This window comes from Paucibacter aquatile (assembly GCF_002885975.1).
Taxonomy (GTDB): Bacteria; Pseudomonadota; Gammaproteobacteria; order Burkholderiales; family Burkholderiaceae_C; genus Paucibacter_A; species Paucibacter_A aquatilis.
The window spans coordinates 2998052-3015993 of sequence record NZ_POSP01000003.1; the positions used below are offsets into that span (position 1 = coordinate 2998052).

At 65.9% G+C, this 17942-nt stretch carries 18 protein-coding genes; 4 read left to right on the plus strand and 14 right to left on the minus strand.

The annotated features are described in order from the left end of the window. Window positions 1-4: 4 nt before the first annotated feature. From C1O66_RS15985 to C1O66_RS16000, 4 genes are all read right to left on the minus strand, one after another. Window positions 5-1285 carry a YeaH/YhbH family protein gene (locus C1O66_RS15985; protein ID WP_207795966.1) on the minus strand — a complete coding sequence of 427 codons (1281 nt, stop codon included), beginning with the start codon at window positions 1283-1285 and terminating at the stop codon, window positions 5-7. Window positions 1286-1319: 34 nt separating this feature from the next. Further along, window positions 1320-3242 carry a PrkA family serine protein kinase gene (locus C1O66_RS15990; protein WP_102768794.1) on the minus strand — a complete coding sequence of 641 codons (1923 nt, stop codon included), beginning with the start codon at window positions 3240-3242 and terminating at the stop codon, window positions 1320-1322. Window positions 3243-3552: 310 nt separating this feature from the next. Further along, entirely contained in the window at window positions 3553-4464 is a 912-nt protein-coding gene (locus C1O66_RS15995; RefSeq protein ID WP_102768795.1) for a ParB/RepB/Spo0J family partition protein, read from the minus strand. A 14-nt stretch (window positions 4465-4478) separates the two neighbouring features. After that, the gene (locus C1O66_RS16000; RefSeq protein ID WP_102768796.1) at window positions 4479-5024 is read right to left on the minus strand and encodes an RBBP9/YdeN family alpha/beta hydrolase; all 546 of its coding nucleotides are present in this window, start codon (window positions 5022-5024) and stop codon (window positions 4479-4481) included. 54 nt (window positions 5025-5078) lie between these two features. Between C1O66_RS16000 and argC the strand changes: the two genes are divergently transcribed. Both argC and C1O66_RS16010 read left to right on the plus strand, forming a co-directional pair. After that, complete coding sequence (argC, locus tag C1O66_RS16005) at window positions 5079-6023, plus strand: N-acetyl-gamma-glutamyl-phosphate reductase (protein ID WP_102768797.1); 945 nt, start codon at window positions 5079-5081, stop codon at window positions 6021-6023. Further along, window positions 6020-6472 (plus strand): GNAT family N-acetyltransferase, encoded by a 453-nt coding sequence (locus C1O66_RS16010; protein ID WP_207795967.1) that lies wholly within the window; start codon window positions 6020-6022, stop codon window positions 6470-6472. Before argC ends, C1O66_RS16010 begins: the two co-directional genes overlap by 4 nt. Before the next feature lie 21 nt (window positions 6473-6493). Here C1O66_RS16010 and C1O66_RS16015 read toward each other — a convergent pair whose 3' ends face one another. From C1O66_RS16015 to mnmG, 5 genes are all read right to left on the minus strand, one after another. Continuing rightward, the gene (locus tag C1O66_RS16015) at window positions 6494-7285 is read right to left on the minus strand and encodes a GNAT family N-acetyltransferase (protein WP_102768798.1); all 792 of its coding nucleotides are present in this window, start codon (window positions 7283-7285) and stop codon (window positions 6494-6496) included. Between the two features lie 16 nt (window positions 7286-7301). Next, the gene (locus tag C1O66_RS16020; protein WP_102768799.1) at window positions 7302-8072 is read right to left on the minus strand and encodes a ParA family protein; all 771 of its coding nucleotides are present in this window, start codon (window positions 8070-8072) and stop codon (window positions 7302-7304) included. A 93-nt stretch (window positions 8073-8165) separates the two neighbouring features. Next, window positions 8166-8837 (minus strand): 16S rRNA (guanine(527)-N(7))-methyltransferase RsmG, encoded by a 672-nt coding sequence (rsmG, locus tag C1O66_RS16025; protein ID WP_102768800.1) that lies wholly within the window; start codon window positions 8835-8837, stop codon window positions 8166-8168. Next, window positions 8834-9409 carry a cysteine hydrolase family protein gene (locus C1O66_RS16030; protein WP_102768801.1) on the minus strand — a complete coding sequence of 192 codons (576 nt, stop codon included), beginning with the start codon at window positions 9407-9409 and terminating at the stop codon, window positions 8834-8836. Before C1O66_RS16030 ends, rsmG begins: the two co-directional genes overlap by 4 nt. Beyond that, window positions 9406-11376 (minus strand): tRNA uridine-5-carboxymethylaminomethyl(34) synthesis enzyme MnmG, encoded by a 1971-nt coding sequence (mnmG, locus tag C1O66_RS16035; protein WP_102768802.1) that lies wholly within the window; start codon window positions 11374-11376, stop codon window positions 9406-9408. The genes C1O66_RS16030 and mnmG overlap by 4 nt, the downstream gene beginning before the upstream one ends. Before the next feature lie 173 nt (window positions 11377-11549). On the opposite strand from mnmG, the gene C1O66_RS16040 reads away from it, so the two are divergent. Both C1O66_RS16040 and C1O66_RS16045 read left to right on the plus strand, forming a co-directional pair. Then, on the plus strand, window positions 11550-11816 hold the full coding sequence (locus tag C1O66_RS16040; protein WP_102768803.1) for a YkgJ family cysteine cluster protein: 267 nt from the start codon (window positions 11550-11552) through the stop codon (window positions 11814-11816). A gap of 64 nt (window positions 11817-11880) precedes the next feature. Further along, window positions 11881-12900: a Bug family tripartite tricarboxylate transporter substrate binding protein gene (locus C1O66_RS16045; protein WP_102768804.1), complete on the plus strand. Its 1020-nt coding sequence runs from the start codon at window positions 11881-11883 to the stop codon at window positions 12898-12900. Here the strand turns inward: C1O66_RS16045 and C1O66_RS16050 are convergent. The 5 genes from C1O66_RS16050 to C1O66_RS16065 form a co-directional block, all read right to left on the minus strand. Beyond that, window positions 12887-13120: a DUF2061 domain-containing protein gene (locus C1O66_RS16050; protein WP_102768805.1), complete on the minus strand. Its 234-nt coding sequence runs from the start codon at window positions 13118-13120 to the stop codon at window positions 12887-12889. The genes C1O66_RS16045 and C1O66_RS16050 overlap by 14 nt on opposite strands. Window positions 13121-13221: 101 nt before the next feature. After that, on the minus strand, window positions 13222-15402 hold the full coding sequence (locus C1O66_RS16055) for a peptidase domain-containing ABC transporter (RefSeq protein WP_243392827.1): 2181 nt from the start codon (window positions 15400-15402) through the stop codon (window positions 13222-13224). Beyond that, window positions 15395-16645, minus strand: a complete 1251-nt coding sequence (locus C1O66_RS16060) for an HlyD family secretion protein (RefSeq protein WP_102768807.1) — start codon at window positions 16643-16645, stop codon at window positions 15395-15397. The genes C1O66_RS16055 and C1O66_RS16060 overlap by 8 nt, the downstream gene beginning before the upstream one ends. An 84-nt stretch (window positions 16646-16729) precedes the next feature. Next, window positions 16730-16921 (minus strand): hypothetical protein, encoded by a 192-nt coding sequence (locus tag C1O66_RS23740; RefSeq protein ID WP_133155245.1) that lies wholly within the window; start codon window positions 16919-16921, stop codon window positions 16730-16732. 160 nt (window positions 16922-17081) lie between these two features. After that, complete coding sequence (locus C1O66_RS16065) at window positions 17082-17828, minus strand: helix-turn-helix transcriptional regulator (RefSeq protein ID WP_102768808.1); 747 nt, start codon at window positions 17826-17828, stop codon at window positions 17082-17084. Window positions 17829-17942 lie beyond the last annotated feature (114 nt).

The following is a 17942-nucleotide window of genomic DNA, read 5'->3' on the forward strand; positions in this document are numbered from 1 at the left end:
TGGCTCATGCCTGTGCCCCTTCCTTCTTGAAGAGTTCACGGAAGACCGGGTAGATCTGCGCGGCCTCGGTGGCCTTGCGCATGGCGAAGTGGCGCACCTCTTCGGCAAGCTTGCTGTACTCGTCCCAGAGGTTCTGTTCCTGCTCGGCCACCTGCACGTAAGCGAAATAGCGGCAAAGCGGCAGGATCTGCTGGGCCAGCAGCTCGCGGCAGCGGCCGCTGTCGTGGTGCCAGTTGTCGCCATCGCTGGCCTGGGCGCCGTAGATGTTCCATTCGCTGCTGGGATAGCGCGCGCGGATGATTTCCTCCATCAGTACCAGGGCGCTGGAGACCACGGTGCCGCCGGTCTCGGTGGCGTGGAAGAAGTTCTGCTCGTCCACCTCCTGGGCCTGGGTGTGGTGGCGGATGAAGACCACATCGATCTTCTCGTAATGTCGGGTCAGGAAGAGGTAGAGCAGGATGAAGAAGCGCTTGGCCAGATCCTTGCGGCTTTCGTCCATGGAGCCGGACACGTCCATCAGGCAGAACATGACGGCCCGGCTGGTCGGCACCGGTGTGCGCACGCGGTTGCGAAAGCGCAGGTCGATGGGGTCGAGGAAAGGAATCGCTGCAATGCGCTGTTTGAGGAAGGCGATGCGATCCTCGGTTTCCTTGAGCATGCGCTGCACTTCCAGATCGGCCGGGTTCTCGCGCTTGAGCAGGGCCAGGCGTTCTTCCAGCTCGTGCAGCTCGCGGCGCTTGCCAGTGCCCAGGGCGATGCGGCGGCTCAGGGCACCGCGCATGGAGCGCACCACATGGAGGTTGGTTGGCGTGCCATCGCTGGTGAAGCCGGCGCGATGGCTTTTCCACTCCGGTGTTTCGGCCAGCTGGGTGCGCTCGAGATTGGGTAGGGCCAGGTCTTCGAAGAACACCTGCATGAACTCTTCGCGGCTCAGGTGGAAGACAAAGTCGTCCTCGCCCTCGCCGGAATCGCTGGCCTGGCCGCCGCCCTGGCCTTGACCGCCGCCCTTGGGCTTGGCGATGCGGTCGCCTTTGACATGCTCGCTGTTGCCCGGCCGCACCACCTCGCGCACGCCGCCCTCGCCGTGGCCGAAGACGGGCTCGCTCAAGTCCTTCTTGGGGATGTGCACATCTTCGCCGCGCTCCAGATCGCGGATGCCGCGGCCGTCCACCGCGCGGCGCACCGCCTCGCGGATCTGGGCCTTGTGGCGCTGCAGGAAGCGCTCACGGTTGCCGATGGACTTGTTCTTGCCGGAAAGCCTTCGGTCGATGATCTGCTGCAGCATGGGTGCTTGCTCCTGCGTGGCCTCGTCCTCGTCCTCAAGAACTCTTGCGGACCCTCAAGTACCACTCGCACAGCAGCCGCACCTGCTTGGCTGTGTAGCCCTTGTCGACCATGCGCTGCACGAAGTTCTCGTGCTTCTTGGCCTCGTCGGCGCTGGCCTTGGCATTGAAGCTGATCACCGGCAGCAGCTCCTCGGTGTTGGAGAACATCTTCTTCTCGATCACCGTGCGCAGCTTCTCGTAGCTGGTCCAGGCCGGGTTCTTGCCGGCGTTGTTGGCGCGCGCGCGCAGCACGAAGTTGACGATCTCGTTGCGGAAGTCTTTCGGGTTGCTGATGCCCGCGGGCTTCTCGATCTTCTCGAGTTCGGCATTCAGGGCCACGCGGTCGAAGACCTCGCCGGTGTCGGTGTCGCGGTACTCCTGGTCCTGGATCCAGTAGTCGGCGTAGGTGACGTAGCGGTCGAAGATGTTCTGGCCGTACTCGGAATAACTCTCCAGATACGCGGTCTGGATCTCCTTGCCGATGAACTCCGCATAGCGCGGCGCCAGCGCTTCCTTGATGAAGCCGACGTACTTTTGCTCCACTTCGCTCGGGAACTGCTCGCGCTCGATCTGCTGCTCCAGCACATACATCAGGTGCACCGGATTGGCCGCCACCTCGGCGCTGTCGAAGTTGAAGACCTTGGACAGGATCTTGTAGGCGAAGCGGGTGGAAATGCCGCTCATGCCCTCGTCGACGCCGGCGTAGTCGCGGTATTCCTGGAAGCTCTTGGCACGTGGGTCGGTGTCCTTGAGGCTTTCGCCGTCGTAGACCTGCATCTTGGAATAGAGCGAGGAGTTCTCGGGCTCCTTCAGCCGAGTCAGCACCGCGAACTGGCTCATCATCTTGAGCGTGCCTGGGGCGCATTTGGCTTCGGCCAGCGAGGAGCCGCGGATCAGCTTCTCGTAGATCTTGACCTCTTCGCTGACGCGCAGGCAGTAGGGCACCTTGACGATGTAGATGCGGTCCAGGAAGGCCTCGTTGTTCTTGTTGTTGCGGAAGGTCTTCCACTCGCTCTCGTTGCTGTGCGCCAGCACCACGCCGTCAAAGGGGATGGCGCCGAAGCCCTCGGTGCCCTTGTAGTTGCCTTCCTGGGTGGCGGTCAGCAAGGGGTGCAGCACCTTGATCGGCGCCTTGAACATTTCCACAAACTCCAGCAGGCCCTGGTTGGCCAGGCAAAGGCCACCCGAGTAGCTGTAGGCATCGGGGTCGTCCTGGGCATAGGTCTCCAGCTTGCGGATGTCCACCTTGCCGACCAGGGAAGAGATGTCCTGGTTGTTTTCGTCGCCCGGCTCGGTCTTGGCCACGCCCACTTGCTTGAGCACGCTGGGGTAGCGCTTGACCACTTTGAAGCGGCGGATGTCGCCGCCGAATTCGTCGAGGCGCTTGACCGCCCAGGGGCTGAGGATGCGGTTCAGATAACGCCGAGGGATGCCGTACTCCTGCTCCAGCAAGGGGCCGTCTTCGTTGACGTCAAACAGGCCCAGCGGCGATTCGTTCACCGGCGAGCCGGCCAGGGCGTAGAAAGGCACTTGTTCCATCAGGCTTTTGAGCCGCTCGGCGATGGAGCTCTTGCCGCCGCCCACCGGGCCCAGCAGATAGAGGATCTGCTTCTTCTCTTCCAGGCCCTGGGCGGCGTGGCGGAAGTAGCTGACCACCTGTTCGATCGCTTCCTCGAGGCCGTAGAACTCGGCGAAGGCGGGGTAGATCTTGATGGTCTTGTTGGCGAACAGCCGGGACAGGCGGGCGTCGTGGCGCGTGTCCACCATCTCGGGCTCGCCAATGGCCTTGAGCATGCGCTCGGCCGCAGTGGCGTAGGCGAGGGGGTTGCGTTTGCACTCGTTGAGGTAATCCTCGAGCGAGAGCTCTTCGACGCGGGTGCGCTCGTAGCGCTTGGTGAAGCTGCTGATCACGTCCATGCTGACCTCCGGTAAGGTCCCGGGCAGCGCGCAGACATGGCTCGTCGGCGCATCGCCTGGGAAGTTCTGATGAAGTCCCTTGGCGCACCGGCCACGTGTGGCTGGGGGCGTCATCAGAGCTTTCCGAGGTGCAGCGGCAGTGATTCAAGCTTGGCCGTTCAAGACCCTGCTGAAGCCCTGAAAAGAGCGGCAATTTCCGCTCTTGATTCCGGGGTTCAAACCGGGCTCGAAATCAAGCCACGGTCTGATGCTACGCCGATCTGAAAAGTTTGGTGTGAAGGCGTTTGATGCGCTTTCCTCACACCGATATTCACTCGCTTTTGCGCAGGCGTTCGATCAAGCCGTTAAGCTCATCAAGGGAGCCGAACTGGATGGACAGTTCGCCCTGTTCACCGCGCTTGGTGCGCTTCTTGACCCGCACCTCGACCACCGCGGTCAGCAGGTCGGATAACTCCTCTTCCAAGCGCAGCAGGTCGCGGCTCTTGTCGTTCTTGACGCGCAGCAGTGGCGTCTGGCGGCCGGCGCCCTGGCGCGCGACCAGCTTCTCGGCATCTCGCACGCTCAGCTTCTTGGCGGCGATCTCGGTGGCGCAGGTGATCTGGTGCGCGCCGTCCAGCGGCAGCAGGGCGCGGGCATGGCCCATGTCGATGTCGCCAGCCATCAGCATGTTCTGCACCGGCTCGACCAGTTGCAGCAGGCGCAGCAGATTGCTGGCGGCGCTGCGCGAGCGGCCTACGGCTTGCGCGGCCTGCTCATGGGTCAGGTGGAACTCGTTGACCAGGCGCTGCAGGCCCTGGGCTTCTTCCAGCGGATTCAGATCTTCGCGCTGGATGTTTTCGATCAGGGCCATGGCGGCCGCGGCTTCGTCAGGCACGGCCTTGACCAGCACCGGCACCTCGCGCAGACCGGCCAGCTTGGCGGCGCGGAAGCGGCGTTCGCCGGCGATGATCTCATAGCGCACATCGCTGAGCGGCGAGGGCGGGGCGATCGGGCGCACCAGGATGGGCTGCATGATGCCCTGGCCCTTGATGCTCTCGGCCAGCTCGTAGAGCGAGCCTTCGTCCATGCGCGTGCGCGGCTGGTATTTGCCGGCTTGCATCTGCTCCAGGCGCAGCTGGCTGGGGCTGCCTTCGCGGGCGGCGGCGGCTTCCGCTTCGTTGACTTTGGGGCCGAGCAGCGCTTCGAGGCCGAGGCCGAGGCCTTTGGGTTTCTTGGTGACCATGGATTGATTGTCCCTTATGCGGGCTGGGGCATCAGCTGGGAGAGCAAGACCTGACCCTTGGGCCAGTTGCCCAGGCCGGAATCGGCATTGAGGTGCCCACGCGGCCCAGCCATCACCAGGCTGGCGCCCCAGTCGGCCGCCATCTGCGCGCCGCGCTCGGGCGTACAGAAAGGGTCGTCGCTGCTGATCACGGCGATGGCGGGGAAGGGCAGTCGGGCACGCTGGATCTGGCGCCAGTTGTGCAGCTGCGGCGGAGTGCCTGGTGCCTCGGTGTCGGGCGGCGCCACCAGCAGGGCGCCGCGCACGCGCGCCGTGTGGCCGGAATGCGAGGCCCAGCTGGCCACCAGCTGGCAGCCCAGGGAATGGGCCACCAGGACCACGGGCTCCGCCTGGGTTTGCAGCACCTCATCCAGGCGCGCCATCCAGTCGCCGCGCAGCGGGCGCTCCCAGTCGGATTGTTCAACCCGCTGGTGGCCGAGTTGCGCCTCCCAGAGGCTTTGCCAATGCCCAGGGCCGGAGTTCAACCAGCCGGGCAGCAGGAGGACGGTGCTTGCTTTCATTCGTTTGCCTTATGCTTTCACTTCTTTCTTGAATTTGATTGTGCTGGAGAAGTCATGACGTACGCGGTTTTTGTGGATGGACAAGAGGGCACGACGGGGCTGCGCATCCATGAGTACCTGGCCGCGCGTCAGGATGTGGAAGTGCTGCGCATCGACGCCGACAAGCGCAAGGACCCGGCCGAGCGCGCGCGCCTGCTGAACGCCGCCGATGTGGCTTTCTTGTGCCTGCCCGATGCCGCTTCACGTGAAGCCGCGGCCATGATCAGCAACCCCAGGACCTGCCTGATCGACGCCAGCACCGCGCACCGCACCGTGCCCGGCTGGGCCTTCGGTCTGCCCGAGCTGTGCAAGAGCCAGCGCGAGGCCATTCGCACCGCCAAGCGCATCGCCAACCCGGGTTGCCATGCCAGCGCTTTCATCCTGGCTTTGCGCCCTCTGGTCGATGCCGGTTTGCTGGCACCCGAGGCCCTGGTCTCGGCCACCTCGATCACCGGTTATTCCGGTGGCGGCAAGGGCATGATTGGCGAGTACGAAGCGGGCGGCAACACCAAGCTGCTCTCGCCCCGCCCCTATGCCCTGGGCCTGGCGCACAAGCACCTGCCCGAGATGATGGCCCACACCGGCCTCAAGACTGCGCCGGTCTTCATGCCCATCGTCGGCAATTTCTACAAGGGCCTGGCGGTGACCGTGCCTCTGCACCTGAGCCAGCTGCGTGCCGGCACCCAGGCCGAGCAGGTGCAGCAAGCCCTGGCCGCGCATTACGAGGGCGAGCGCTTCATCCGCGTGATGCCGCTGCGCGATGCCGACACCCTTGCCGAGGGCTTCTTCGATGTGCAGGGCTGCAATGACACGAACCGGGTGGACCTGTTCGTCTTCGGCTCGGAGACGCAGATCCTCGTCATGGCCCGCCTGGATAACCTCGGCAAGGGCGCCAGCGGCGCCGCCGTACAGGCCATGAATGTGCATCTGGGGCTGGAAGAAAGCCTGGGCCTGGTGTGAGCCCGGCGCCGCGCGGAGAGGCCGAGCGCTGGTGGCGCGATGAGGAGGTCTCGCCGTCGGCGGTGCAGGGCTTGCGTGAGCGCGTGCGCCTGTTCGGCCGCCAGCAGACCCAGGGCAGCGATGCGCAGAACATCGCCTGCGCACGCTTCGATGAACAGGGCGAGCTGCTGGTGGGCGCCAGCGGCCGCACCGAGTTCCAGCGGCTTTATGTTGACTACCTGTGGGTCCGGGAGGACCTGCGCGGGCAGGGCTTGGGCAGTGCCTGCCTGCGCCAGATCGAGGCCCAGGCCTTGCGTCGCGGCTGTGTCGACGCTTTGATCGAAACCCTGTCCGACGAGACGGCCGCGCTCTACGAACACCTCGGCTACGTCTGTATCAGCCATGTGCACGATTTCGTGCCGGGCTTCACACGCCACACCTTGCTCAAGGTCTGGAAGCCGCGCGATTGATTTGGTTCGCGCAGGCACCGCTCAAATCGACGGTTCGGGCGAGCGGTAGTGGTAGCGGTAGGCCAGCCGGAAACCCAGGCGCTGGTAGACGCGTTGGGCGCTGTGGTTGTCGCTGCCCACCTGGAGGTAGGCCTGCTGCGCGCCCTCGGCCTGGGCCGCGCGGAGCAGGGCTGCGCAGAGTTGGGTGGCATGGCCCTGGCCACGTGCCTCGGGCGGCGTGAAGATGTCGTACAGGCCCACCATGACCTCTTCCCGAGCGTACTGACCCAGGGCCAGCAAACGCCCATCTTCGGCGGTGCGCAAGGCATGGCCGAGATAGGGCACGGCCGAGGCTTGCAGGCGCTCGGCGTGGGCGGCGATCTCGGTGGCGCTGGAACCGCGCAGCTGGCCCACCAAGGCCGCGTATTCGGTGGCGCTGAGCCGCTCCAGGCGCAGGCCGGGTGCCAGGGTCTCAGGCAGACCCAGTAGATCCTTGCGGGTCATGACATCGGCGGCGTCATAGCTGGGCCAGCCTTTGGCGGCCAGGGTGGCGTCCAGATCGGCCGGCTGGGTGAAGGGCGTGAGGCGGACGATCAGCGGCAGGCCAGCGGCCTGGAAAGCATGCTGGCAGCGCGACAGCAAGTCATCGAGCGGCAGGCTGCCGGCTTCCAGGGCATTGATGCAGCGCGAGCGCTTGGCCTTGCCTGGGGAGAGGCGGATCAGCCAGCCTTCGACGCGCTGCTGCTGGGGCGGGGCGCTGGCGTTGAGGCCGGCTTGTTCGGCCCGCCAGGCCAGGTCCCAGTCGCCGGACGGCAGCGCAGCCTCTTCGCTCATCGCCGACCCATTCACTTCACATGCTGCCGACGCGGCGCACCATTTCGCGGGCGAAATCGACAAAAGCCTGGGCACCTTTGGAGCTCGGATCAAAGACCACGCCGGGCAGGCCGTAGCTGGGCGCTTCGGCCAGGCGCACATTGCGCGGGATCACGGTGTCGAACACCTTGTCGCCGAAGTGCTGCTTGAGCTGATCGCTGACCTGGTTCTGCAGGGTGATGCGCGGATCGAACATCACGCGCAGCAGGCCGATGATCTGCAGGTCGGCATTGAGATTGGCGTGCACCTGCTTGATGGTGTTGACCAGGTCCGAGAGGCCTTCGAGCGCGAAGTACTCGCACTGCATGGGCACGACCACGCCGTGGGCGCAGCACAGGCCGTTCAGGGTCAACATGGACAGCGAGGGCGGGCAGTCGATCAGGACGAAGTCGTAGTCGTCGTTGGCGGCGGCCAGGGCGGCCTTGAGGCGGCGTTCGCGGCGCTCCAGATCGACCAGCTCGACTTCGGCGCCGGCCAGCTCGCGGTTGGCACCCAGCACGTCGTAGCCGACCTTTTCGCTGGTCTGCTTGGCCTCTTTCACCGAGGCCGATTCCAGCAGCACGTCGTAGACGCTGAGCTCCAGTGCGCGCTTGTCGATGCCCGAGCCCATGGTGGCATTGCCCTGCGGGTCCAGGTCCACCACCAGCACGCGCTGGCCGACCTTGGCCAAGCCAGCAGCGAGGTTGACGGTGGTGGTGGTCTTGCCGACTCCGCCTTTTTGGTTGGCAACGCAGAAGATCTTGGCCATGGTCTCGTTTTTCTAAGCAGGCGTGATGGTAGCGGGAGATGGGGGCTGCTTTTGTGGCGCGGGGCCCTCAGGGCTGCGGCGCAGAGAAATTTCTCAGGCCTTGGGGCGAATCCAGATCAGGCAGCGCTGGGCGTCGAGGCCAGGAACCTGCAGTTGTTCCACGTGAAACACATCCAGGTCGGCGGGCAGGGCGGCCAGTTCTTCCGCCGGATGTTGCCCCTTCATGGCCAACCAAATCGCCCCGGATTCGACGCCAGGCTTGAGGTGCTGGCGGGTGAGGGTGGTGAAGTCCAGCAGGGAAGCGAAGGCGCGCGAGGTGATCAGGTCGAAGGGCGGGGTGTCCAGTGCTTCCACGCGGGAGTGCACGCCATGCAGATTGGGCAGGCGCAATTCGGCCGCCACCTGCTTGATGAAGCTGGCCTTCTTGGCCACGGCGTCTACACAGCTGACGTCGATATTGGGTTCGCAGATGGCCACCACCACACCCGGAAGGCCACCGCCGCTGCCCACATCCATCAGCCGCAGGCTGCTTTGACCGGTGCTCTGCAGATGGCGGCGCAGGGCGGGCAGCAGGCTCAGGCTGTCCACCAGATGCTGGGTCAGCATGGCCTGGGGCTCGCGCACGGCGGTCAGGTTGTAGACCTTGTTCCACTTGCTGATCATGGCCAGGTAGGCCAACAGCTGGTGCAGCTGAGCGTCGCTGAGGTTCAGGCCCAGGGTCTGGGCGGCATCGTGCAAGGGGGCAAAAAGGGCGTCGGAACTCATGCGGAGTGGCTTTGCTTGTGGGTCACCGTGTACAGCGTGGAGAGAGGAATCAGCGGCACGCCGGCTTGTGCCAGCGCTTGCGAGACCTGGTCGCGCAAGGCCTCGGCGCTCAGGCCTTGGTCGGGCCAGGTGTGGTGGGCGTCGGGAACCAGCCAAGGTTTCAAACCCTGGGCCAGTGCACCGCGGGCGGTCGCCTCGATGCAGCAATCGGATTGCAAGCCGATCAGGATGGGCTGGCTGCGCCCGGCCTGCTGCAGGGCTTGGGCCAGGCTCGTTTCCTCAAAGGCATCGGGCACGGTCTTGGTGAAGCGGGGTTCTTCGGCGGCCGGGTTCAGGCGCGGATCGATGTCGAAGCCGGGGCCGTCCATCGGTCCGCCGGGCTCGGAGTGCTGGATCCAGAACACCGGCACGCGCTGCCGGCGGGCCCAGTCCAGGGCGCTGCGGCAGGCGCTCAGCAGGGCGTCGCCGTCCGGCATGGGCGGGCAAAGCCGGCCATCGAAGGCGCCGCACTGCATATCGATCACCAGCAGGGCGGCGCGCTCTAGATCGAGCGCCGGTTCGCTGTGGCTCATGCGCCGACCTTGTCGTGGGCGTCGCTGAAGCCCTTGAAGCGTTTCTTCTTCAGGTGCACCAGCAGCAGGGAGATGGCGGCGGGCGTGACGCCCGAAACGCGAGAAGCCTGGCCCAGGGTCTCAGGCCGGTGGGTGTTGAGCTTCTGGCGGACCTCGAAGGACAGGGCCTGGATCTCGTTGTAGTCCAGTTCGTCGGGCAGGCGCAGGTTCTCCAGATTGGCCGCACGAGCCACGTCCTCGACCTGTTTGTTGATGTAGCCGGCGTACTTGACGCTGGTTTCGATCTGCTCGATGACGGCGTCGGCCATGGTCTTGCCCAAATCGGCAGTCAGTGTTTCACGTGAAACAGCGGCTTCCGGGCGGGCGATGGCCGCCACTTCGGCCAGGGTGTCGTAGACCACGCCCGGGCGGCGCAGCAGGTCGATGAAGTTGTATTCGCGCTCCAGCGCCTTGCCGACCAGACGCTCGGCATCGGCCGCCGGCAGGATGCTGGGGTGCACCCAGGTCGCTTTCAGCTTCTCTGTTTCACGTGAAACAGCGTCGCGCTTGCGGTTGAATGCGGTCCAGCGGATGTCGTCCACAAGGCCCAGCTGACGGCCGATTTCGGTCAGGCGCATGTCGGCGTTGTCCTCGCGCAGTTGCAGGCGGAACTCGGCGCGGCTGGTGAACATGCGGTAGGGCTCGGTCACGCCCTTGGTGATCAGGTCGTCGACCAGCACGCCCAGATAGGCCTGGTCGCGGCCCGGCAACCAGGGGCCTTGGCCGCGCACCTGCAGGGCGGCGTTCAGGCCGGCGAACAGGCCTTGGGCCGCGGCTTCCTCGTAGCCCGTGGTGCCGTTGATCTGACCGGCAAAGAACAGGCCCCCGATGTCGCGGGTCTCGAAGCTGGACTTCAGGCCGCGCGGGTCGAAGTAGTCGTACTCGATGGCATAGCCCGGCCGCATGATGTGGGCGTTCTCCAGGCCCGGGATCGAGCGCACGGCAGCCAGCTGGATGTCGAAGGGCAGGGAGGTGGAGATGCCGTTGGGGTAGTACTCGTGGGTCGTCAGGCCCTCGGGTTCCAGAAAGATCTGGTGACTGTCCTTGTCGGCGAAGCGGTTGACCTTGTCCTCGATGCTGGGGCAGTAGCGCGGGCCGACGCCTTCGATCACGCCGGTGAACATGGGGCTGCGGTCGAAGCCGGAGCGGATGATGGCGTGCGTTGCCTCCGAGGTGTGGGTGATCCAGCAGGGCAGCTGGCGCGGGTGCTGCGCGGCGTCGCCGAGGAAGCTGAACACGGGCACGGGATCGAGGTCGCCGCCTTGCTCTTCGCACTTGGAAAAATCAATGCTGCGGCCGTCGATGCGCGGTGGCGTGCCGGTCTTGAGCCGGCCTTGCGGCAGCTTCAGTTCTTTCAGCCGGGCCGAGAGGCTGATGGCCGGCGGGTCACCGGCGCGGCCGGCGCTGTAGTTCTCCAGGCCGACATGGATACGGCCATCGAGGAAGGTGCCGGCCGTCAGCACCACGGCGCGGGCGCGGAACTGCAAACCCATCTGCGTGACGGCGCCCACCACGCGCTCGCCCAGGCCGTCGGACTCAACCAGCAGGTCGTCCACGGCTTGCTGGAAAAGCCACAGATTCGGCTGGTTTTCCAGGCGGTGACGGATGGCGGCTTTGTAGAGCACACGGTCGGCCTGGGCACGGGTGGCGCGCACGGCCGGGCCCTTGGAGCCATTGAGGATGCGGAACTGGATGCCCGACTCGTCGGTGGCCGCGGCCATGGCGCCGCCCAGCGCGTCCACCTCTTTGACCAGATGGCCTTTGCCGATGCCGCCGATCGAGGGGTTGCAGCTCATCTGCCCCAGGGTCTCGATATTGTGGGTGAGCAGCAGGGTGGCGCAGCCCATGCGGGCGGCGGCCAGCGCCGCTTCGGTGCCGGCATGTCCGCCACCGACCACGATGACATCGAATTCCTTGGGGTATTGCATGGGGCTTGCTGCTTTCATAGTGGCCCGATCGGCTGCGCATTTTTTGCGCAGGGTCTTGGGTGATTCGGACCCGTTTCCACAGCGCCAAAGCTGGCGCGGGCAAACCCGTGATTTTACGGATCGGCTGTGGATAAGTCACGGCCGCAGGCCATCCCTGCGCCGACAATATCGCGATGAATTGCCGTCCCCATTGCGCCGCCTGCTGCATAGCGCCTTCGATCAGCTCGCCCATCCCGGGCATGCCCGTCATCAACGGGGTCAGCAAGCCGGCGGGCGTGCGCTGCATCCAGCTCGATGCGCAAGACCGCTGCCAGATCTTCGGACACCCGGATCGCCCCGCCGTCTGCGGCTCCCTGCAGCCCTGCGAGCAGATGTGCGGCGAATCGCGTGAGCAGGCCATGCGCTGGCTGGGCTGGATGGAGCAGGCGACAGCGCCTTGACAGGCCTGCGTCCTAGACTGGCTCAACAAAGTTTCCCCAAAAACACCCCACGGAGACAAGAGCCATGACCCAGGACTTGAACGACCCTCACGCTTCCCCCGACTCGCGGGCCCGCCGCCAATTTTTGCTGCGAAGCGGCCTGGCCAGTGCGGCCTCCGGCTTGGGCTTGCCAGCCTGGGCCGAGGCGGCCTGGCCCAGCCGTTCCGTGCGCCTGGTCGTGCCGTTTGCGCCCGGCGGCAGCTCGGAGATCGTCGCCCGCGCCACCGCCTTCGAGCTGGGCAAGACCCTGGGCCAGACCGTCTACGTGGAAAACAAGCCCGGCGGCAGCGGCAATATCGCCATGGCCGAGGTGGCCCGCGCCGATGACCAGCACACCCTGGTGCTGGGCCATATCGGCACCTTGGCGGTCAACCCCTTCATCTACGACAAGCTGCCCTACGACCCGGTCAAGGACTTCAAGCCCGTCACTTTGCTGGCCAAGGTGCCCAGCCTCTACGTGGTCCACCCCGATGTGCCGGCGCGCAACCTCAAGGAATTTGTGGCTCTGGCGCGCAGCAAGCCGGGCCGCCTGAATTACGGCTCGGCCGGCAATGGCAGCGCCGGCCATCTGGCCATGGAGTATCTGAAGATGGCGGCCGAGCTTTTCATCGTCCATGTGCCTTACCGCGGCACCGGCCCGCAGCTGACCGATTTGCTGGCCGGCCGCCTCGATGCCGCCTCGGTCGGCGCACCGGCCGTGCTGCAGTTCATCAAGGCCGGCAAGCTGCGCTGCCTGGCCACCGGCTCTAAAGCTCGCCTGCCGCAGCTGCCCGATGTGCCGACCGTGGCGGAGCAGGGCTTTCCGGGCTTCGAGATGACGCAGTGGTACGGCCTGCTCGCGCCGACCAACCTGGCCCCGGCCCATCTCGACCGCCTGGCCACGGAATCGGCCAAGGCCATTCGCAGCAGCGCCTCCGCCGAGCGCCTGAGCGCCGATTCGGCCGAGGCCGTGGGCAACACGCCCGCTCAGTTCGCCGCCTTCATTGCCCAGGAACAGCAGCGCTGGAAGCCGGTGCTGAACCGGGCCAAGGTCAAGCCGGATTGATCTGGGCTGCTCCCGCGTTGCGGCGCAGGCGCCGCCCGGCGAACCAGGCTTTCAAGCGCGGGTGGCCCCAGTACTTGTCGAAGAAGTGGTGCATCACCGTGTTGACGGCCGGTTCCACAAAGGTCACCGCGCCGGCCACGGCCACATTGCCGGTCAAGGCGTAGGTGACGCCGAAGGAGGTGCCCAGATGGAGGACGCCGAAGCTTGCGGTTTTGGCCATGGTGGGTTCGCCTATTGATGCTTTGATTTCAATAGGCGAATGCTAAAAGCGCGGCGACTCGCCGTCCATTTGGCAATCTCGATGGCGGCAATAGCCCCTGCTCAACCGGCCTGGTTGCTGGCCGGCGGCACGCTGCGCAGATCTTGCGCCACCCGCCCACCTTGCAGGGCGATGATGCGCTGGGCCGAGGCGATGGTCTCCGGCCGGTGGGCGATGACGATGCGGCTCAGGTTGAGCGTGCGCAGCGAGGCGTTGAGCTGGCGTTCTTTCTCGACATCGAGCGCGCTGGTGGCCTCGTCCAGAAACAGGTAGTGCGGCCGTTTGTAGAGTGCGCGCGCCAGCAGCACGCGCTGCCGCTGCCCGCCCGAGAGGCTGCTGCCCATGTCGCCGACCAGGCTTTGGTAGCCCATGGGCAGGGCGCTGATGTCCTCGTGCACGCAGGCGATGCGGGCGCATTCCTGCACCCAGGCCGCGTCGGCCTCGGGGTCGAAGAAGCTGATGTTGTCGGCAATGCTGCCTGCGAAGAGCTGGTCGTCCTGCATCACGGTGCCGATGCGTGCGCGCCAGGCAGCCAGACCCAGCTGGGCCAGCGGCCGGCCACCAATGCGGATCTCGCCGCGCTGCGGGCTGTGGATGCCCAGCATCAGCTTGAGCAAGGTGGTCTTGCCACAGCCCGAGGGGCCGACGATGGCCACGGCCTCACCGGGCTCGATGCGCAGGCTGCAGCCCTGGATCACCGGCGTCTCGCCTTCGGCGTACGCAAAGCTCAGGTCCACCAGTTCGAGCGCTTCCGGAGAGCCGGCACTCACTTTGGGCCCCGCGCTCAGGTCGGCCGGCTCGGCTGCGCTCAGCACGATGTCGGCCAGGCGCTCGCCCTGCAGGCGTAGCATGCTCAGCTCCACGCCCTTGTCGATCAGGCCGGCCACACGGGCGCTGAACTGCTCTTTGTAGGCCAGGAAGGCGAACAGCATGCCGACCGAGAGCTCACGGTCCAGCACCAGCAAGGCGCCCAGCCAGACGATGGCCACGCGCTCCAGGCCGAACAGCAGGCGCTGGCCCACCGCCATGCCCAGGTCCAGCCGTCGGGTGGCGATGCTGGCGTTCATCTGCTCGACCACCAGATTGGCAAAGGCGGCGCTGCGTTCGGCCTCGGCGTTGTAGAGCTTGATGGCCTGGGCGCCACGCAGCGATTCGAGGAAGTGGCTGTTCTGCTTGGCCTCAAATACCAGGGCCTCTTCGCTGGCCTCGCGCAGCGGCCCAAAGTAAGCCCAGCGCAGCAGGCCATAGCCCAGCACCGCGGTCATCGCTACAGCGCTCAGCCGCGGCGAGTAGACGGCCATCATGGCCAGGGTCAGCAGCACCATGGCGCCGTCCAGCAGCGCCTCGGCGAAACGGGTGGAGAGGGTGCGCTGGATCTGCTGCACGCTGGAAAAGCGCGACCAGATGTCGCCCAGATGGCGCTTCTCGAACCAGGCCAGCGGCAGGCGCAGCAGGTGGCCGAAGACCTGGGTCAGCCACTGCAGATTGAGCGAGGCCGAGAGCACCAGCACCGCCCAGGAGCGCAGGGCGCTGATGGCTGTTTGCAGCAGTACCAGCAGGCCAAATCCCAGGCCCAGGGTGACCAGCAGGTCGCGGTCGGCGCTGACCAGCACCCCGTCCACCACCCACTGCAGCAAAAAGGGCGAGAGCAGGGCCAGCAGCTCCAGCGCCAGGGCCAGCAGCAGGATCTGGCCCAGCGAGCGCTTGAGCCCGCTGATGCGGCCGAACAGCTGGCGCCAGCGCAGGCGTGGCGCCGGAGCCTGGGGTGTGAAGTCCGGGCCAGGGCGCAGCTCCAGGGCCACGCCGGTGAAGTGGCGCGAGAGCTCCGCCAGAGAGATCTGCCGCCGGCCATGGGCCGGGTCGTGGATCAGGGCCTGCTGGCCGCGCACCTCAACCAGAACCACGAAATGGTTGAAATCCCAGTGCAGGATGGCCGGCAGCTCCAGCCGGGCCAGATGCGCGGGCTCGGCGCGCAGTCCGCGGCCGGCCAGGCCCAGGGGCGCGGCCATGCGCAGCAGGTCGGCCATGGTCGCGCCCTTGAGCGAGAGCGAAAAGCGCCGGCGCAGCTCCGGCAGGTCCAGGTGCAGGCCGCGCGCGCTGGCCACCATGGCCAGGCAGGCCAGGCCGCATTCGGCCGCTTCCGTCTGCAGAATCACCGGCACGCGGCCACGGCGGCGCCAGCCCAGGTGCAGACGGGACAGCATGCCGGGGGCGGCGTCGGTGGAGGGCGCGGGATCAGACACGTTGGGCCAGGCTCAGCAGGGGTTCGAAAATCCACTCGATAAGGCGGCGCCGCTCCAGCATGACATCGGCATCGAGCTGCATGCCGGCGGCCAGGGCTTGAGGCTGTCCGTAGGCGCTGACGGTTTGGTGGTCCAGACTGACCGTGATGCGGTAGAGCGGCTCGCTGCCCGCGCCCTGGCTGAGCGCGGCCGGCAGGTTGAGGGTGGCCAGCTCGGCCGGGGCCAGGGGCGTGCGCGAGACCTGAAGCACGCGCCCACTTTGCTGGCCGAATTTTTGGTACGGAAAGGCCTGGTAGCGCAGCTGCACCGCTTGTTGTGCCTGCAAAAAGCCGACTGCGCTGGACGGCGCGAACAGCTGGGCCTGCATCTGCGTGCGCGCCGGCAACAGCTGGGCCAGGGCCGCGCCGCCCTGGATGCTTTGGCCGGGCTCGGCCAGCAGGGTGGAGACGATGCCGTCGCTGGGTGCGCGCAGCACCAGACGGCGCCGGCCTTCGGTCTCCAGGCCTTTCTCCTTCAGCTCGGCCAGGTCACGGGCAATTTCGGCCTGCAGCACTTCGCTGCGCAGCGGCAGCTCGCGCATCTGCGCCTCGGTCGCTTGCAGATCGCGCTGCAGCGCCTCGCCTTGGCGGGCCAGGGCCTGGGTCTGCGATTGCAGGCCGAGCAGTTCCTCGCGTTTGCTCTGCAGCTGGGCGGGCGAGATGAAGTGGTTGCGGGCCAGGTCTTCCTGCCGCTCCAGCGATTCGCGCGCCAGGGCCAGGCGCTCGCCGTGCAGCTGGCGCTCGACCTGCAGCTGGGCCTGTTCGCGCAGCAGTCCGGCGCGTTTCTGAGTCAGGGTTTGCAACTGGGTGCGCACCAGGGCCAGCTGCTGGCTGGCCGTGCCTTGCAGGCTCAGCTGACGGCTTTGCAGGGTCTGGGCGATGCCTTCGATGGTCTGGCTGGCGCTGTCCAGGGCCAGCACAAACAGCACATCGCCGGCCTTGACCGCCTGGCCTTCGCCGACCTCGCGGCTCAGCACCGTGGCCGATTGCGGAGCCTGGATGCGCAGCACGCCGCGGTCCGGCACCAGATAGCCACTGACCCGGGCCTTGCGGGTGTACTCCGCCGTACAGAGAAACGCGAGCACCAAAGCAACACTGCCCACGGCAACCGCCGTGAGCAGTGTGAGAGACAGCGGTGGCAGGACGTGCACCCTGCCCAAGCCGCTGTGCTGCTGGCCTTGCAAGGCCTCGCGGCGGAACAGCATGTGTGGCGAAGACCGGTCTTTGCTACCTTCTTGCCCGTCAAAGCCCGCTCGGTTCAGGAGCGGGGGGTGACAGCGAGAAAGGGATTACCAGCCGCCTTTGGGGCCGGGGACAGGCGCTTCGGTTGGCGTCGGTGCATCGGGCACCACGGGGGCGCCGGGCAGCGGGCCCCAACCACCCTTGGGACCACCACCTGCCACGTGGGCCAGTTGTTCCAAGGTCAGTTCCACGGGTGTCGATGCAGAAGAATCCAGTTCAGTGCGGGTTTGATGGTTCATGATGGAATCCGTTCTAAGAACTCACTCCCACGAGTGCTTGTCGCTATTTCAGCAAGCTTGCGTCCGAAGGGAAACTGTCAACTCTTACAGTTGCGCGAAGCCTGGAGGTTATGTCAGCCTCGCAGCGCCAGGGCTGCGGGTTTGCGAGAGAACTCGGGTTTCAACGGATCAAGCCCATGCGCAGCGCCTTCAACACCGCCTGATGTTTGGTGGTGCAGCCCAGCTTGTGCATGGCGTTGTTGAGGTGCAGCACGGCGGTGCGCTCGGTAATGCTGAGGATGGTGCCGACCTCCCAAGCCGTCTTGCCATCCATGGTCCAACGCAGGCATTCCAGCTCGCGCGGAGTGAGTCGGCTGGGCAATGTGACGCTCTCGTGACCTTTGGGCATGACTACGCGCCACGCGGCTTCTTGTGCGTACACAGCAAACAGCTGTAGGTTGGCAACCATCTGCGTCATGGCTACGGGCTCGCGGGGCAAGTCGCTGTCTCGGTCCACGCCCAGGAAAAAGTGTCGGCCTTCCGGCAGGTGCAGAGCCAAGGCAATCCCTGTGTGATAGCCGAAGCGAGCTTGTTCTTCCCACATCTCAGCCTGCCCGGACGCCACATAGGTTTTCTGATTCCAGACTATGGGCACGCTGTGTCGCTTGCAGTGCTGCATCACTGGGTCTTGGCGCCAGCTCGAACGATCTGCAAACACCGAGGAAAAAGACTCCGGCGTGTTGTCCACCGTCTCGAACTCGGATTCGCCGACGGTGTGATCCAGCACCACCGTGGCTGACACGGTGGAGAAGCCCAGGCTTTGCGCGAAGCGGATCACCTCGTGGCGAAACTCCTCGCGGCTGCGTGCCTCCAGCACCGCCTGATAACCCCCTTGCAGCATTGAATTGCTCCCGTCCATGGCGCGCATTGCAATAAACCGCGGGCTCGCGGTCAACTCGGTTATACCCCTGGCAAGGTTTACAGCTGGCGTGCCGAAAACGCTGCTTGCACACTGCACAAACAGTTACGCAAGTCTGTCCGC

Excerpts from the sequence above, each read along its gene's own strand:
- C1O66_RS16000 (WP_102768796.1), bottom strand. The coding sequence starts at position 5,024 with ATGAAAGCAAGCACCGTCCTCCTGCTGCCCGGCTGGTTGAACTCCGGC.
- C1O66_RS15985 (WP_207795966.1), bottom strand. The coding sequence starts at position 1,285 with ATGCTGCAGCAGATCATCGACCGAAGGCTTTCCGGCAAGAACAAGTCC.
- argC (WP_102768797.1), top strand. The coding sequence starts at position 5,079 with ATGACGTACGCGGTTTTTGTGGATGGACAAGAGGGCACGACGGGGCTG.
- C1O66_RS16020 (WP_102768799.1), bottom strand. The coding sequence starts at position 8,072 with ATGGCCAAGATCTTCTGCGTTGCCAACCAAAAAGGCGGAGTCGGCAAG.
- C1O66_RS16060 (WP_102768807.1), bottom strand. The coding sequence starts at position 16,645 with ATGCTGTTCCGCCGCGAGGCCTTGCAAGGCCAGCAGCACAGCGGCTTG.
- C1O66_RS23740 (WP_133155245.1), bottom strand. The coding sequence starts at position 16,921 with ATGAACCATCAAACCCGCACTGAACTGGATTCTTCTGCATCGACACCC.
- C1O66_RS15990 (WP_102768794.1), bottom strand. The coding sequence starts at position 3,242 with ATGGACGTGATCAGCAGCTTCACCAAGCGCTACGAGCGCACCCGCGTC.
- C1O66_RS16050 (WP_102768805.1), bottom strand. The coding sequence starts at position 13,120 with ATGGCCAAAACCGCAAGCTTCGGCGTCCTCCATCTGGGCACCTCCTTC.
- rsmG (WP_102768800.1), bottom strand. The coding sequence starts at position 8,837 with ATGAGTTCCGACGCCCTTTTTGCCCCCTTGCACGATGCCGCCCAGACC.
- C1O66_RS16030 (WP_102768801.1), bottom strand. The coding sequence starts at position 9,409 with ATGAGCCACAGCGAACCGGCGCTCGATCTAGAGCGCGCCGCCCTGCTG.
- C1O66_RS16065 (WP_102768808.1), bottom strand. The coding sequence starts at position 17,828 with ATGCGCGCCATGGACGGGAGCAATTCAATGCTGCAAGGGGGTTATCAG.
- mnmG (WP_102768802.1), bottom strand. The coding sequence starts at position 11,376 with ATGCAATACCCCAAGGAATTCGATGTCATCGTGGTCGGTGGCGGACAT.
- C1O66_RS16045 (WP_102768804.1), top strand. The coding sequence starts at position 11,881 with ATGACCCAGGACTTGAACGACCCTCACGCTTCCCCCGACTCGCGGGCC.
- C1O66_RS16015 (WP_102768798.1), bottom strand. The coding sequence starts at position 7,285 with ATGAGCGAAGAGGCTGCGCTGCCGTCCGGCGACTGGGACCTGGCCTGG.
- C1O66_RS15995 (WP_102768795.1), bottom strand. The coding sequence starts at position 4,464 with ATGGTCACCAAGAAACCCAAAGGCCTCGGCCTCGGCCTCGAAGCGCTG.
- C1O66_RS16040 (WP_102768803.1), top strand. The coding sequence starts at position 11,550 with ATGAATTGCCGTCCCCATTGCGCCGCCTGCTGCATAGCGCCTTCGATC.